The sequence below is a fragment of the Bacillus sp. M13(2017) genome (assembly GCF_002218325.1).
Lineage (GTDB): Bacteria > Bacillota > Bacilli > Bacillales > Bacillaceae_G > Bacillus_A > Bacillus_A thuringiensis_K.
In genome coordinates, this window is record NZ_KZ268514.1 from 111418 (window position 1) to 126817 (window position 15400).

A 15400-nucleotide genomic window follows, 5' to 3' on the forward strand; every position below is an offset into this window, starting at 1 on the left:
GTTTCATCTCTTTTTTTTATAAAAAAACACAAACTCGTACATACGAGTGTTGACTAACTTATATATACGAGTTAATATGTAATTGTAAACGGTATCAAAAAAAGAAAAGAGGGACGGGAATATGGGGAAAGACTATCGTAAAACAGCAGAGGAAGTGTTGCAGTATATTGGTGGGAAAGACAATATTGAACAAGCTGCGCACTGTGTGACGAGGCTCCGTATCGCTTTAAAAGATGAAAGTAAAATAGATAATGATAAATTACAGTCTGTTTCATTAGTGAAAGGAGCTTTTCATAACGCTGGGATATTTCAAATTGTAATTGGTCCAGGGGATGTAGATCGAGTATATGCGGAATTGATAACGCTTGCGGGTATGAAAGAATCGACTGTAGCTGACGTAAAAGATTCAGGTAACCAAAAGTTAAATCCAGCTCAAAAGTTTGTAAAAATATTTTCGGATGTATTTATGCCAATATTACCAGCGATCGTAACAGCTGGTTTACTAATGGGTATTAACAACCTATTAGGCGCAAAGGACTTATTTTTTGATGGGAAAAATTTATTAGATGTTTATCCAAACTTAGGCGGGCTTTGGGATTTAATTAATATGATGGCCAATACAGCATTCGTATTCTTACCAGCACTTGTCGGGTGGTCAGCAACGAAGCGTTTTGGTGGTAGTCCAATACTAGGGATTGTTATGGGATTAATGCTTGTGCACCCGGCCTTATTAAACGCTTGGGATTATGGAAAAGCAGCGACTGGTTTAGAGGGGCAAAAGATTGAGTACTTCAATATTCTAGGACTGTTCCAAATTGAGAAGGTAGGATATCAAGGACAAATTTTACCTGTTTTAGTAGCAGCATTTGTATTAAGTAAAGTAGAAATTTTCTTAAAGAAACATGTACCAAATGCAATTCAATTATTAGTTGTACCAATTACAACAATCGTTGTGACAGGTGTGTTAGCATTAGGAATTATCGGTCCGGTTACACGTCATATTGGAGATTTATTAACAGTAGGATTAGTAGGTGTATATGAAACAGTACCAGTAGTTGGAGCAGTATTATTTGGAGCATTATATGCACCGCTTGTAATTACAGGTATGCATCATATGTTTATTGCAATTGATTTACAATTGATTGCACAACATGGCGGTACATTTATTTGGCCGATGATTGCTCTTTCTAACATTGCCCAAGGTAGTGCGGCACTTGCGATGTTCTGGATTTCTAAAAATCAAAATGATAAAAGTATGGCATCAACATCAGCCATTTCAGCATACTTCGGTATTACAGAACCAGCGATGTTTGGTGTGAATTTACGAAATAAGTTCCCGTTTTATGCAGCGATTATAGGGTCTGCTGTGGCAGCGATATTCATTACATTAAATGGTGTATTAGCACCTGCTATCGGAATTGGCGGATTGCCAGCATTTATTTCTATCATTCCGAAATCGATTCCAATGTTTATTGTCGGAATGATTATCGCAGTTGTAATCCCATTTACTTTAACATGGTTATTTGCAAAAAGAGTCAAACAGAAGTAGGAGGAAGTTAAACATGAAGGATTGGCATAAAAGTGTAGTCTATCAAATTTATCCGAAGAGCTTTAATAGTTATTACAATAGGGAAACCGGGGATATAAAAGGGGTTACAGAGAAACTAGATTATTTAAAAGAACTCGGAGTGGATTATATATGGTTAACACCGATATACCAATCACCACAAAATGATAATGGATATGATGTAAGTGATTACTACAGCATTGATCCATCTTACGGAATGATGGAAGAGTTTGAAGAACTTTTAGCAGAAGCGAAAGTACGTAACATTGAGATTATGCTTGATATTGTTGTAAATCATAGTTCGACTGAACATAAGTGGTTTAAAGAAGCGAAGGAAGATAAAAATAGTCCATATCGTAATTACTATATTTGGCGTGATGAAAAAAATAATTGGCAGTCTAAGTTTGGTGGATCTGCTTGGAAATATGATGAGAAGACGGAGCAATATTATTTACATTTATTTGATGAAACACAAGCTGATTTGAATTGGGAAAATGAAAAACTTCGTGAAGAAGTATATGATATGATGCGCTTTTGGCTGGATAAAGGGGTAACGGGATTCCGATTAGATGTCATTAATTTAATTTCAAAAGACCAATGCTTCTTAAACGATGAAGGTAATATTGCGACAAGTGATGGACGCAAGTATTATACAGATGGCCCGCGTGTTCATGAATATTTACAAGAGATGAACCGCAATGTTTTTGCAGGAAAAGATGTAATTACAGTTGGAGAAATGTCTTCTACGACAATTGATAATTGTATTAAATATTCTAATCCTGAGCGCAATGAACTGAGCATGACGTTTAGTTTCCATCATTTAAAAGTAGATTATCCGAATGGTGATAAGTGGAAGAAAGCAGAGTTTGATTTCATTAAATTAAAAGAGATTATGTCTAACTGGCAAATTGAAATGCAAAAGGGCGGAGGATGGAATGCGTTATTTTGGTGTAATCATGACCAGCCTCGCATTGTGTCACGCTTTGGTGATGATGGAAAGTACCGAAACGAATCTGCAAAAATGTTAGCGACAGCTATGCACATGCTGCAAGGAACGCCTTATATTTATCAGGGGGAAGAAATCGGTATGACGAATCCTAAATTTGAGTCCATCGAGCAATATCGTGATGTGGAATCGTTAAATATATACGATATAAAGCTAAAAGAAGGGCTATCACAAGAAGAGATTATAGGGATTTTAAAGCAAAAATCTCGTGACAACTCTCGCACTCCGATGCAGTGGAATGAAGAAATAAATAGCGGGTTTACAACAAGTACACCTTGGATTTCAGCGGCTAAAAATTTTAAAGAAATAAACGTAGAGAAGGCACTAGCCGATAAAGAGTCTGTATTTTATCATTATAAAAAACTAATTGAACTAAGAAAAACATATGATGTTATGACAGAAGGAGAATATGCTATTTTAGATAAGAATCATCCTAAGATTTGGGCATATACACGTACTGTAAATGATGAGATATTACTTGTTATCAATAACTTCTATGGAGAAGAAATAAAGTATTCTGTACCAGCTCATGTTCAATTAGATGGAATGAAACAAGAGGTACTACTGTCGAATTATAAAGATTGCAGCAAGGATATTACAAAACTTAACTTAAGACCATATGAATCAATTGTGTATCGATATACGAAATAAAAAGGTTGTATGCCCGAGCGGCATACAACCTTTTTATTTTAAGACACCACTATACAAAATATTTACATCTACCTCAGGTTTGAATTTTACTTTTGCATAATCTTTATTCCAATTTTTTTTCTTCCATAAGTCAGGGTGATAGGCGATAAGGTGTCTTCCGATACCGAAAGCATCACAGTTAGCTTTTTGTAGCTTGTTAGTTATCTTTTTAGCTTCTTTCGTAAGCTGTTTAGACAATTCTTTATTTAGTTTTTTTCTTTCATCCATTTTATAAAGGTTATCTCTTGGAGCTTCAAGCGCTATCACTTTTAGTTGTAGTTTAATGTGAGCATAAACATTTCCTTTTTTATCTGTCGTTATTTTTAAGTCTCGTTTTAACTTTCGATTGCTAATTTCCATTGTTAAATAATCAGATGTCTTCTCTGATTTCTCGCTAGTAAGCTTTTGGGTTATACGCGCACTTGTTCCCATTTTTCCGGTTAATAATACGAATAAAACCGATTGTTTCAAAGGTAAATGCCCAGTTAATTTATCATTGTTAAATAAAGCTAACCCGTTTGTAATTACTTCTTTTCCTTTTATTTTTATGGAAGGGAGTATAAAGTCTTTACCGGGGTCTAACATTTTTGTAGCAGCTGTTTCTAAAGTTTCTTTTGGAAATACACTCATATCTTCTAAGCTTTTCACTTTTTTCTTTAAAAAATCTCCAATTAATAAATTTCCTACTTTCTTTTTTTCGAGTACCTCGGACGTTTCACCATCTACTGCAATAAGCTTTACTAAAGCAGTTGGATTTGTTGGATCCCGAAAACTGACATCTAAATAGGGTAGTATCCCTTTTTTTAGAATTTTGGTTCCTAGTAATTGAACACCATATTTAAAATAGCGAATATTTCCAGTCACATTTTTTTTTAGGGAATCGCTTGTATCTCTTATGTTATGCCCGGTTGCTGAATGTATTTCATTCTCGAATGAAGATTGTTCTCCGCTTGAACTTTTTACGAGCTCGATTGTTTGCTGGAGTTTATTCTCTTCCGTAATATCAGCTCCAATACTATAAGCTAATCTCGCTTCTCTTAATGGTTCTTGATCCCAACAGCCAGAAAGGAGGGAACTAGTACATAATATAAAAAGTAATTTAACTCTTTTTTGGAACATATTGTTCTCCTTTCTTCTTTCTTATTACTGAATAAAGTAGAAATAAAAGAGGGAGGACAACGATGAAAATATAGGTGAACTTATCAGTGAAAGTTGCAATTACTTTTAATTCTTCAGGTGTATCTATAAATAAGGCTACACTAAAAGCAATTATACCAACGATTGGAACAGCTTTTTTATGATTAGCAAGGTTGAATATGTGTCCAATGCCGATAGAAGCAGCACAATAATAACTAGCAATAGAGGCAGCGACAGTTATCATCCAAATTGGTATGAAGATTAGGTCCGTTCGGTCTATAATTCCAATATGCAAGGAGCGTAATAAGTAAGCAACTGGCTCTGGAATAAGCTCAACTTGTTTTGGACTAAATACGATAAAGCAAATCCAAACGGTAAAAGTATAAAAAAGTGTTACAAATCCATTAGCGATAGAAATGGCCTTCAGTTTTGCCACAGAACTCCCGTTTACTTTTGGAAAGGCAATAAGAATAATTTCAAAACCATACATGGCTGTAATTGTTTCTTTCGATGCTTGAATAATATTCCACCACCCAGCCTCTGTAAGTGGGAAAATATAAGAAAAATCAGCTCGGGAAAACCCTAGGGCAATTAAAAGGGCCATTGGAATAATGAGAATAGAGGCCATGACATAAAATCGTACGATGACTTTAAATGTATTATAAGCGACATAACAACAAGCTACTGTACATAATATGAGAATTGCAGACCACGGAGTTGCTTGTAAAACCCATACTTTAATGACATTACAAGCATTTAACATAACCGTCATACCGATAAGTGTAAAATAAAAAACATAAGCAAAACCTAATAGTTTTCCAAACTTATTACCAAATAGCATACAAACACTTTCATACATATTTGCATCAGGAAATCGTTTTAAGAAAAGCCACATAAGTAAAATAATAAGTTGAATTGCCAGACCAGCGATAAGAGCAGAAATCCATCCACCACCTTTTGCTATTAGGTGAAGACGGTTCGGTAGAGAAAGTATGCCCACTCCGATTTGGCATTGAATAACGAAAAAGGTAAATTGAACTAGTGAAATTTTACTTTGCGTGTTTGTCACCGTCCTCATCCTCTCTCGTTACATGTTGGCGTTGCATTTTTTTCGGCTTTGGATCATGTGGTCTTTCCCAAAATGACCAAATTGGTAGTCTTACGAAAGAATCTTTCATATCTTTTATCCGCATCGGGGCAACAGGAGAAAGATATGGTGTATGAAATGAATGTAGCTGACATAAATGAACAAAAGTTATAATGAGACCGAATGATATTCCTAAATATCCGAATATAGCAGCAAGAAGCATTAATGGAAAACGAAGAATGCGAACTGCTGAGCTCATATCATTTGATGGAACGAGAAAAGATGAAATTGCAGTTAAAGCTACAACGATAATCATTGTGTAAGAAACAAGCCCAGCCTTTACAATTGCATCACCAATTACTAAACCACCTACAATACCGATTGTTTGTCCCACTCGGCTCGGCAAGCGAATACCAGCTTCGCGTAACAATTCAAAGATTAATTCCATTAAGAGAGCTTCAAAAATAGGAGGAAGCGGTACTTTCTCTAATGAAGCTTTAATTGTATACACAAGTTCGAGCGGTAACACATCAGGATGAAAAGCGACAGTTGCAATATATAAAGCTGGCAAGAGAAAGGCAATTAAAAAACTTACTAAGCGAATCATTCGGACGAAAGAACCTACAATCCAGCGGTTATTATAATCATCTGGTGATTGATAAAAAGCGAATAACGTAACAGGTACGATGAGCGCTGTTGGGTCCCCATCAGATAAAATTGCAACCCGTCCTTCCATTAAATTAGCAGCGGTCCTATCTGGACGCTCTGTATTTAATTGCTGCGGAAATGGCGAGAAGGACGTATCCTCTATGAATTCTTGTATGTATCCTGGAGGCATAAGTGCATCTGTCTTAATTTTTTCTAACCTTCTTTTCACTTCGGCAACTAGATCGTCATTGGCTATATTTTGCATATAAGCAATTGCCACTTTCGTGTGCATCTCTTCACCGATTGTAAAGTACTTAACAACTAAATTTGGACTCTTAATGAGTTTGCGAATAGAGGTTAAATTCGTTGCTAGATCCTCTACAAAACCAGTATGTGGACCGCGCACAATTCCTTCATTATCAGGCTCTGCTATATCTCTCTTTAAAGATAAAGCTGTTTCGAAAATACAAAAACTATTGACATGTTCATGAAAATATAAGGATTTACCTTGTAATAAAACCTGTACTCCATAATTTAAATTCGTTTCTTTTTTCATATTTAATGTGGAAAAGGCTTTATCTAAGGACAGATCCGATCGAGTTAATAATGGTTCAAGAGCTAATTGATGAATTAAATTTGGATCTGCTAAAGATTCAATATATAAGATTGTTCCTTTTCCGTTTTGAAAAGGGAGATCTAATTTTTTTATATCATCAGAATGAGAAAGTTTATTTTCAATGTAATTAATGTTCTCCGGAAGTGATGGAAACATATGCTTTTGTTTTTTACTCTCTTGTTGTTCTTTTTTCTCTGTCATACTTTCCACCTCTTTTAGAATAAAATTACTTCTGTTAATTTTTGCTTTTTGTGAGAAATTTATGCTTAGATTATTTTTTTAAGAAGAGAATTGAAAGTTACGTTACATTGTCTTTTGTGCATTATTCAATTTCATAGCAGTACTTCTCACGTTTGTGTCGAATTAAGAAGATATATAGGAGGGATATATATGGAAATAGCTGTAGAACGTGTTTTTACAAAGGAAATTTTAGCAAGAGCGGCAAGGGAATTTCATGTAACAGTAGAAGAAAAGCCACTTGGAGATTTTGAAAATTATATTTTTAAGGCAAAGGGTGATAATGATGAAGATTACGTATTACGTTTAACACATTCTTCTCATCGCTCTAAACAAGAGGTAGAGGCTGAACTAGATTTTTTACGATATGTTGCAGAGAATGGGGCAAAGGTAGCAGGACCTCTTGATTCAACGTCTCGAAATCTCGTAGAAGAAATCGTAGCAGAGGATGGAACGTTCTTTTTCGCGTCTTTATTTACATATGCAAAAGGCGAGCAAGTAAAAGGGGAAGGATCACCTTATTGGGGAGATGCTTATTTTGAAGCATGGGGAAAAGCGATTGGACAACTGCATCGCCTAACAATGAACTATCCTAAAACGAATCATCGTGATACGTGGGAAGAAGACGAAAGTGGGATTATTAATGAATTAGAAGATGATCAAGTGAAAAAGATTGCAGCGGTATTAATGGATGAAATTAAGGCTCTTCCAGTTGAAAGAGAAACGTTCGGTCTTATGCACGGTGATATTCATCCAGGTAATTTTCATTATGATGGTAAAGAGCTAACAATCTTTGATTTTGATGATGCGGCTTATAATTACTTTATACATGATTTAGCGATGGTTCTATACTACTCTGTTCTATTTACACCGTGGACAGCAGAAGAGAAAACAGATTTTGCTCGTAAACAGTTACAAGTGTTACGAAAAGGATATGAGTATGAGCACAGGCTGGCGGATAGTTGGTATGAATCGTTACCACTATTTTTACGTTTACGTGACATAGGTCTATACGGCACACTCCAAAAGAAGTTTAAGGGGAAAGATATGCCAGATAACTTCCAAAAATTATCTGAAGAGTTATATGAAAGAATTATAAGCGAAGAAGCAATTGTGAATATATAATACATTTTGTTCAAAACAAAGTATACAAAATAAATGTATACTTTGTTTTTTTATACAAAAATATGTTTGTTTTATTAAAATAATATTGTCCTAGATTCGGTATGCACTTATAATTTTATATATATTCTGAATATTCTTTATAAAGAAGGAGGGGGAATGTTGGAAACTTTCGTAAATTGGTTAAATAATATTGTTTGGAGTCCAGCACTTGTTTATTTATGTTTAGGAGTAGGTTTATATTTTTCCATTCGAACAAAGTTTTTACAAGTAAGACACGTAGGAGAAATGGTGAAGCTGACATTTCAAGGAGAAAAATCAGAGGCTGGTGTTTCTTCATTTCAGGCGTTAGCACTTTCTTTATCAGGGCGCGTTGGGACAGGGAATATCGCTGGGGTAGCAACAGCGGTTGCATTTGGTGGACCAGGGGCTGTATTTTGGATGTGGGCAGTAGCCTTCTTAGGAGCAGGTTCTGCTTATGTAGAATCGACATTAGCGCAAATATATAAGACGAAACATCAAGGACAGTTCCGAGGTGGTCCTGCTTATTACATCGAAAAAGGTTTAGGAGTTAAATGGTATGCTTTAGTGTTCGTTGCAGCGACAATTCTTGCAACAGGACTTTTATTACCGGGTGTACAAGCAAATAGTATTGCTGTAAGTTTAGAAACGGCTTTTGGTATTAATACTACCGTATCAGGGGCTATATTAGTTGTCGTATTAGCTCTTATTATTTTCGGTGGAGTGAAGCGAATTGTTAACGTAGCGCAAGTTGTCGTACCGTTTATGGCAATAGGCTATATTTTAGTAGCTTGCGTCATTGTTGCTATGAATATTGAAAAATTGCCAGAAGCATTTATGTTAATTATAAGAAGTGCATTTGCATTAGAAGCTGCTTTCGGTGGTATTATCGGTTTAGCAATTTCTTGGGGAGTAAAACGTGGTATTTATTCCAATGAAGCAGGGCAAGGAACTGGACCACATGCAGCAGCAGCAGCTGAAGTATCACATCCAGCTAAGCAAGGTTTAGTGCAAGCATTTTCCGTTTACATTGATACATTATTTGTTTGTTCAGCAACAGCATTTATGATGATTATTACAGGCATGTATAACGTATTTGATGCAAGCGGAAAAAACTTTATCGTTAATAAATTAAATGGTGCTCAGCCAGGACCAGGATATACACAGGCGGCGGTAGAATCTGTTTTCCCTGGATTTGGAAATGGTTTCGTTGCAATCTCGTTATTATTCTTCGCGTTTACAACAATTATGGCGTATTACTACATTGCAGAAACGAATATTGCGTACTTAAATCGAGATAAAGATCGTCCTTGGTTGTCTATGGTACTAAAATTTGTTTTTTTAGGAGCTGTATTCTACGGCTGTATTAAAACAGCAGCAACGGCGTGGGCTTTAGGTGATATCGGTGTAGGAATTATGGCATGGGTAAATATCATTGCGATTTTACTATTACAAAAACCTGCATTAGTCGCATTAAAGGATTATGAAAAACAGAAAAAAGAAGGAAAAGATCCAGTATTCGATCCGCAGCCATTAGGAATTAAAAATGCTGATTTTTGGGAGCATGAATACGGGAAAGATAAGAAAGAAGAAGTATCTTAACAGAATAGAAATGAAGAAGCAAAGGGGAAACTCTTTGCTTTTTTTTATGGACAAATTGAAGCTAAAAGTTATTTTTGGGACTATTTTTGAATATAAAAAGAATGTACATGCATTGTTAGGGGAAGGGGGAGTATGTTGATAGAATTTCGTAATGTAAATAAATATTATGGTAACTTTCAAGTTTTGAAAAATATTAATGTGCAAGTGAAAAAAGGCGAAGTGGTAGTAGTTGTCGGGCCTTCAGGATCAGGAAAAAGTACGTTGCTTCGGTGTATAAATCAATTAGAGCCAATTACAGATGGAGAATTAATTGTACAAAATACAGAGGTACACAATAAAAAAACGGACATGAATGAATTGCGGCGAAATATTGGGATGGTCTTTCAACATTTTTATTTATATCCACATAAAACGGTTCTTCAAAATATTACATTAGCACCGATTAAAGTAAATAAAGTTTCCAAAGAAGAAGCAGAGAAAACAGCAATGTTTTATTTAGAGAAAGTAGGAATTCCAGAGAAGGCTAACGTATATCCACATCAATTATCCGGAGGACAACAGCAACGGGTGGCAATTGCTAGAGGACTTGCAATGCAGCCGGAAATTATGCTATTCGATGAGCCTACGTCTGCTCTTGATCCAGAGATGATTGGAGAGGTACTTGATGTTATGAAAGCACTGGCTAAAGAAGGGATGACAATGGTTGTTGTCACGCATGAGATGGGATTTGCGCGAGAAGTAGCGGATCGGATTTTATTTATGGATGATGGCAAAATCATTGAGGATACAACACCGGCGCAATTCTTTGCGAGTCCTGAACAAGAAAGAGCGCGTCTATTTTTAAGCCGAGTGTTAAACCATTAAAGGAGGAGTTTTATGCTTAAAATGAAAAAGTTGTTTATGTTAATCGTATTCTCGTGTTTATTCGTACTTGTCGTTGCTGGGTGTGGAAGTAAAAAAGATGAGGCGAAGGAAACAAATACGAAGCAAGGCAGGGCTGTTGAACAAATTAAGAAACGAGGGAAATTAGTAGTCGGGGTAAAGAATGATACGAATTTATTTGGATTAAAAAATCCTTCAACAGGGCAGGTAGAAGGATTCGATGTTGATGTCGCGAAGGCACTTGCGAAAAAGATTCTTGGAGATGAAAAGAAGCTAGAGATGAAAGAAGTAACGTCTAAAACACGTATTCCAATGCTGAAAAATGGTGATATTGATGCAATTATTGCAACAATGACAATTACGGAAGAACGCAAAAAAGAAGTGGATTTTTCAGATGTATATTTTAAAGCAGGACAATCGTTACTTGTGAAAAAAGGAAGCAATATTAAGAGCGTTGATGATATAAAACAAGGCGTTAAAGTATTAGCTGTAAAAGGATCAACATCTACAAATAACATTCGTCAAAAGTCACCAGAAGCGACTGTATTAGAGTTTGAAAATTATAGTGAGGCATTTACAGCGTTAAAGGCAGGTAAAGGTGATGTGTTGACGACAGATAATGCGATCCTTTACGGAATGGCAAAACAAGATTCTAATTATGAAGTAGTAGGAAAAATTTTTACAGATGAACCATACGGAATTGCAGTGCAAAAAGGGGCAGATGATTTAACGAAAGAGATTAATACTTTAATTAAAGACATGAAAGCAAGCGGGGAGTATGACAAATTATATGAGAAGTGGATTGGACAAAAACCAGAAAAGTAGATAGTAAAAGTGAGAGGATGAGAGTACTCATCCTCTTCTTGTAAAGAAAGAGGGGAGAATATGTGCCTGATTTTTCTATATTAACGAATAACATTGATATGTATTTAGAAGGATTTAAATATACAGTTATGTCTAGTGTAATTGCATTGATAGGCAGTTTTATTTTAGGAGTAATTTTGGCAGTAATGCGTATTGCACCTATTCGTATTTTAAATTGGATAGGATCAGCTTTTGTGGAGTTTGTAAGAAATATTCCACTCGTATTAATTGCATTTATATTCTATTTTGCTTTACCTGTAATAGGAATTACTTTAAATGGTTTTGTAGCAGGAACAGTTACGCTTACGGTATATACGGCAGCTTTTATTGCGGAAGTAATTCGCGCTGGTATTTTATCAGTTGCGAAAGGGCAAATGGAAGCTGCCCGCTCTTCAGGGCTAACGTATGTGCAGGCGATGTATTATGTTGTCTTACCCCAAGCTGTGAAAATTGTAATTCCCCCTTTAGGAAACCAGTTTCTCAATTTAGTTAAAAACTCTTCAATACTTGGAATCATTGCTGGTGCTGATTTAATGTATCAAGGAGATTTAATTTCAACGAAGACGTTTGTTACGTTTGATGTTTATATATTTGTCGGGATGTTTTATTTAATATTAACAATTCCGCTCAGTATGCTAGTGCGTTATTTAGAAAAACGCTTGGCAAAGGAGGCGGTGTAAATGGATTTCAAGGGAGCAATTACAGGAGATCATATTCTATTTTTATTAAAAGGGTTACTCATAACATTAGAGGTAGCGCTCATAGCAATTGTACTTAGTTTTATTATTGGAAGTGTAATCGGTATATTGCGCTACACGAAAATACCTGTCGTCTCACAAGTATTAGGAGTTATAGTTGAAGTGATTCGAAACTTACCACTACTGTTAATTATATTTTTCACGTATTTTGCACTTCCAGAAGCAGGCTTGAAATTAGAAATTATAACAGCTGCAATTGTTGCTTTAACAATATTTGAGGCAGCAATGATATCTGAAATTGTTAGAAGTGGTTTATTGTCTATTGAAAAAGGGCAGGTTGAAGCCGCAAGATCTTCGGGATTAACTTATGTGCAAGCGCTTTGGCATATTATTTTGCCACAAGCATTAAGGAGAATGGTTCCGCCGCTTGTCAGTCAATTTATTTCATTGCTGAAGGATACGTCGCTAGCGGTTGTTATATCACTCCCTGAGCTTATGCATAATGCTCAAATTATTAGCGGGCAAAATGTGAATTACATGATTCCAACATTTATATTAGTAGCTTGTATGTACTTTATCGTAAATTATAGTTTATCAATTTTATCGAGAAGATTAGAACTTCGTTGACTCTTACAATATATGTAAGGGTTTTTTCCTTGTTTCTCCTTATTTTCCTCTAAATAGAATCTAAATCTTGCAATAATTAGATTTTTTATATTATTTTATCAGAAAAGTTTTAATTTTATATAGAAAATGTAATCGCTTTCGTGTATATTTTTATTATCAGAAAATTTTAACAAGATATAGGGGTATTGGTAGGGGGAGGATTTAGATGCAGCAACCAACGAATGAGAAATTACATCGCACGATGAAGAGTAGACATTTATTTATGATCGCACTTGGTGGTGTAATCGGAACTGGTTTTTTCTTAGGTTCAGGTTACACTATTAATCAGGCTGGACCAGGGGGAGCCATCCTTTCATATTTAGTAGGCGGATTTATTATGTATTTAACAATGCTTTGTCTTGGAGAGTTAACGGTAGCGATGCCGGTTTCAGGATCTTTCCAAAAGTATGCAACGAAGTTTATTGGACCAGGAACGGGCTTTATGATTGGCTGGTTATACTGGCTTGGCTGGGCAGTAACAGTGGGTCTAGAATTAACGTCAATAGGTTTAATGATGAAAAGATGGTTTCCAAATGTTGATGTTTGGGTATGGTGCCTTGTATTCGGTGTTATTTTATATGCTTCAAACGCAATTTCGGCAAAAAGTTATGCTGAATTAGAATTTTGGTTTTCTAGTATTAAAGTAATTACAATCCTTGCATTTGTCGTTCTTGGTGGTAGTGCATTATTAGGATTTATATCATATGACGGAAAAGAAGCAGCACCTCTTTTCTCTAACTTTGTAAGCGATGGTGGACTTTTCCCGAATGGACTAGCTGCCGTACTACTTACAATGATTACAGTTAACTTCTCATTCCAAGGAACAGAGTTAATCGGAATTGCAGCGGGAGAAAGTGAAAATCCAGAAAAAACAATTCCACGTGCGATCCGTAATACAGTATGGCGCATTATGTTATTCTTCATTTTAACGATGACAATTTTAGTAGGATTAATTTCTTGGAAAGAAGCAGGCGTAATTGAAAGTCCATTCGTAGTCGTATTTGATAAAATTGGTATTCCATACGCAGCTGATATTATGAACTTCGTTATTATTACTGCGTTATTATCTGTAGCGAACTCTGGATTATATGCAGCGACACGTATACTATGGTCACTTGCAAATGAGGGAATGGCACCAACTTCCTTCCAGAAAGTAAATAAGCGTGGTATTCCAATTACAGCGCTAGTCGTAACGATTGCGGTAGCAGGTCTTTCTTTATTCACAAGTTTCCTTGCAGAAGATACAGTATACATGTACTTATTATCTATAGCTGGTTTATCAGCTGTTTCAAGTTGGATCATTATTGCTCTATCGCAACTTCGCTTTAGAAGTCAGTATATAAAAGGCGGAGGAAAGTTAGAGGACTTAAAGTATAGAACACCACTATACCCAATTGTTCCAATTTTAGCTTTAATTACAAATAGTATCGTTGTTATTAGTTTAGCATTTATTCCTGAACAAAGAATGGCGTTATACTGTGGTATTCCATTTATCATTTTCTGCTATATATATTATTATATTAGTAAGAAACGGCAGAAACCGATGAAAGTGGAGATGGAAAAAACAAATGAAACTAACAATCAAACACGATGATATAGAAGCAGATTTATCGTATGATCAATTAGCGATTGGAAAAGAAAACGGGTATTCACCGTTACAATTACTCGTTTCTTCTATCGCAGGGTGTAGTGCAATTGTCTTTCGAACGATTTTAGAAAAGAAACGTATTACATATGATACGTTTACAATCGAAACTGAAATTGGTAGAAGTGAAGCTTTATCGAAGCCAGTTGAAAGTGTTCATTTGCACTATAAAATTAAAGCAGAAAACATTACAGAAGAGCAGCTGGACAAGGCGCTGCAGCTTGCAGTGAAAAATTGTACGATTGTTCAATCTGTAAAAGATAGTATAAAGGTTACGGAAACAATTGAGCTAATAAAGTGAAACATAAAAACGTGAGAGCCGTATTCTCACGTTTTTATGTTTTTAGAAAGAGGGGAAAGTGTAGTGGACTGTTTAGGTTGTAAATTAGCAAACGAAGAGGAAAAAATATATAAAGTATATGAAGATGATTATGTAACTTGCTTTTTAGATCATGCGCCTTTCTACCCAGGACATACTTTAATTGTGCCAAAGCAGCATGTTGTAGAAGTAGACGAATTAGATGACGTTGTAGCAAAATCCATTATGGATGCTTCTAAGCTTATTGCAAAAGCGATTAAGATAGTATATAAACCTGACGGAGTTACAGTTTGTCAAAATGGTGGAGTATTTAACGAGTTAACACATTATCACATGCATGTCGTACCAAGATATAAAGAGCGCTCATTTGCTGAGTTTTATATGGTACAACCAGCAGAAAAGCAGAATCATAACTTGGAAGAGACACAGAACTTGTTAAACGAAGCGATAGAGCAAATGCTGTTTACTGAAAAGGCGTAAGAGGGATATTCCTAGGGAAACAGTCAAGAAAATTCTAATATTAAAAAGCCCAATTTCTCAGTTAAAATAGAGAAATTGGGCTTTTGTTTATTTTATTATTAAATTTTATTTAT

The 15400-nt window shown here is 35.5% G+C and carries 13 protein-coding genes and 1 pseudogene; 11 read left to right on the plus strand and 3 right to left on the minus strand.

Annotated elements, in window-relative coordinates:
- Positions 1-121 precede the first annotated feature (121 nt).
- Positions 122-1549 (plus strand): PTS system trehalose-specific EIIBC component, encoded by a 1428-nt coding sequence (treP, locus tag CGQ22_RS25540; RefSeq protein ID WP_000513935.1) that lies wholly within the window; start codon positions 122-124, stop codon positions 1547-1549.
- Positions 1550-1562: 13 nt separating this feature from the next.
- Entirely contained in the window at positions 1563-3224 is a 1662-nt protein-coding gene (treC, locus tag CGQ22_RS25545; protein WP_089149526.1) for an alpha,alpha-phosphotrehalase, read from the plus strand.
- A 33-nt stretch (positions 3225-3257) separates the two neighbouring features.
- On the opposite strand, the gene gerKC is transcribed toward treC, so the two are convergent.
- From gerKC to gerKA, 3 genes are read right to left on the minus strand one after another with little or no spacing between them, the layout of a single operon-like run.
- Positions 3258-4382, minus strand: coding sequence for a spore germination protein GerKC (gene gerKC, locus CGQ22_RS25550; RefSeq protein WP_000486845.1), 1125 nt, complete (start codon positions 4380-4382; stop codon positions 3258-3260).
- Positions 4363-5469, minus strand: coding sequence for a GerAB/ArcD/ProY family transporter (locus CGQ22_RS25555; protein WP_000185767.1), 1107 nt, complete (start codon positions 5467-5469; stop codon positions 4363-4365). Before CGQ22_RS25555 ends, gerKC begins: the two co-directional genes overlap by 20 nt.
- The gene (gene gerKA, locus CGQ22_RS25560) at positions 5450-6952 is read right to left on the minus strand and encodes a spore germination protein GerKA (RefSeq protein ID WP_000136664.1); all 1503 of its coding nucleotides are present in this window, start codon (positions 6950-6952) and stop codon (positions 5450-5452) included. The genes CGQ22_RS25555 and gerKA overlap by 20 nt, the downstream gene beginning before the upstream one ends.
- A 189-nt stretch (positions 6953-7141) precedes the next feature.
- Between gerKA and CGQ22_RS25565 the strand changes: the two genes are divergently transcribed.
- The 9 genes and pseudogenes from CGQ22_RS25565 (at position 7142) to CGQ22_RS25610 (ending at position 15287) form a co-directional block, all read left to right on the plus strand.
- Positions 7142-8113, plus strand: coding sequence for a phosphotransferase enzyme family protein (locus CGQ22_RS25565; protein ID WP_000401633.1), 972 nt, complete (start codon positions 7142-7144; stop codon positions 8111-8113).
- Positions 8114-8272: 159 nt separating this feature from the next.
- Positions 8273-9733: an alanine/glycine:cation symporter family protein gene (locus CGQ22_RS25570; RefSeq protein ID WP_000447398.1), complete on the plus strand. Its 1461-nt coding sequence runs from the start codon at positions 8273-8275 to the stop codon at positions 9731-9733.
- Positions 9678-10597: pseudogene (locus CGQ22_RS25580) on the plus strand (amino acid ABC transporter ATP-binding protein). Before CGQ22_RS25570 ends, CGQ22_RS25580 begins: the two are co-directional and overlap by 56 nt.
- Before the next feature lie 12 nt (positions 10598-10609).
- The gene (glnH, locus tag CGQ22_RS25585; protein WP_089149527.1) at positions 10610-11440 is read left to right on the plus strand and encodes a glutamine ABC transporter substrate-binding protein GlnH; all 831 of its coding nucleotides are present in this window, start codon (positions 10610-10612) and stop codon (positions 11438-11440) included.
- Between the two features lie 62 nt (positions 11441-11502).
- Complete coding sequence (locus CGQ22_RS25590) at positions 11503-12159, plus strand: amino acid ABC transporter permease (protein WP_001112667.1); 657 nt, start codon at positions 11503-11505, stop codon at positions 12157-12159.
- The gene (locus CGQ22_RS25595; RefSeq protein WP_000345958.1) at positions 12160-12804 is read left to right on the plus strand and encodes an amino acid ABC transporter permease; all 645 of its coding nucleotides are present in this window, start codon (positions 12160-12162) and stop codon (positions 12802-12804) included.
- Between the two features lie 205 nt (positions 12805-13009).
- On the plus strand, positions 13010-14437 hold the full coding sequence (locus CGQ22_RS25600; RefSeq protein WP_001187097.1) for an amino acid permease: 1428 nt from the start codon (positions 13010-13012) through the stop codon (positions 14435-14437).
- Positions 14412-14789: an OsmC family protein gene (locus CGQ22_RS25605; RefSeq protein WP_000778819.1), complete on the plus strand. Its 378-nt coding sequence runs from the start codon at positions 14412-14414 to the stop codon at positions 14787-14789. Before CGQ22_RS25600 ends, CGQ22_RS25605 begins: the two co-directional genes overlap by 26 nt.
- A gap of 36 nt (positions 14790-14825) precedes the next feature.
- A complete protein-coding gene (locus CGQ22_RS25610) occupies positions 14826-15287 on the plus strand; it encodes an HIT family protein (RefSeq protein ID WP_139032704.1) in 462 nt (153 codons plus the stop codon).
- Positions 15288-15400 lie beyond the last annotated feature (113 nt).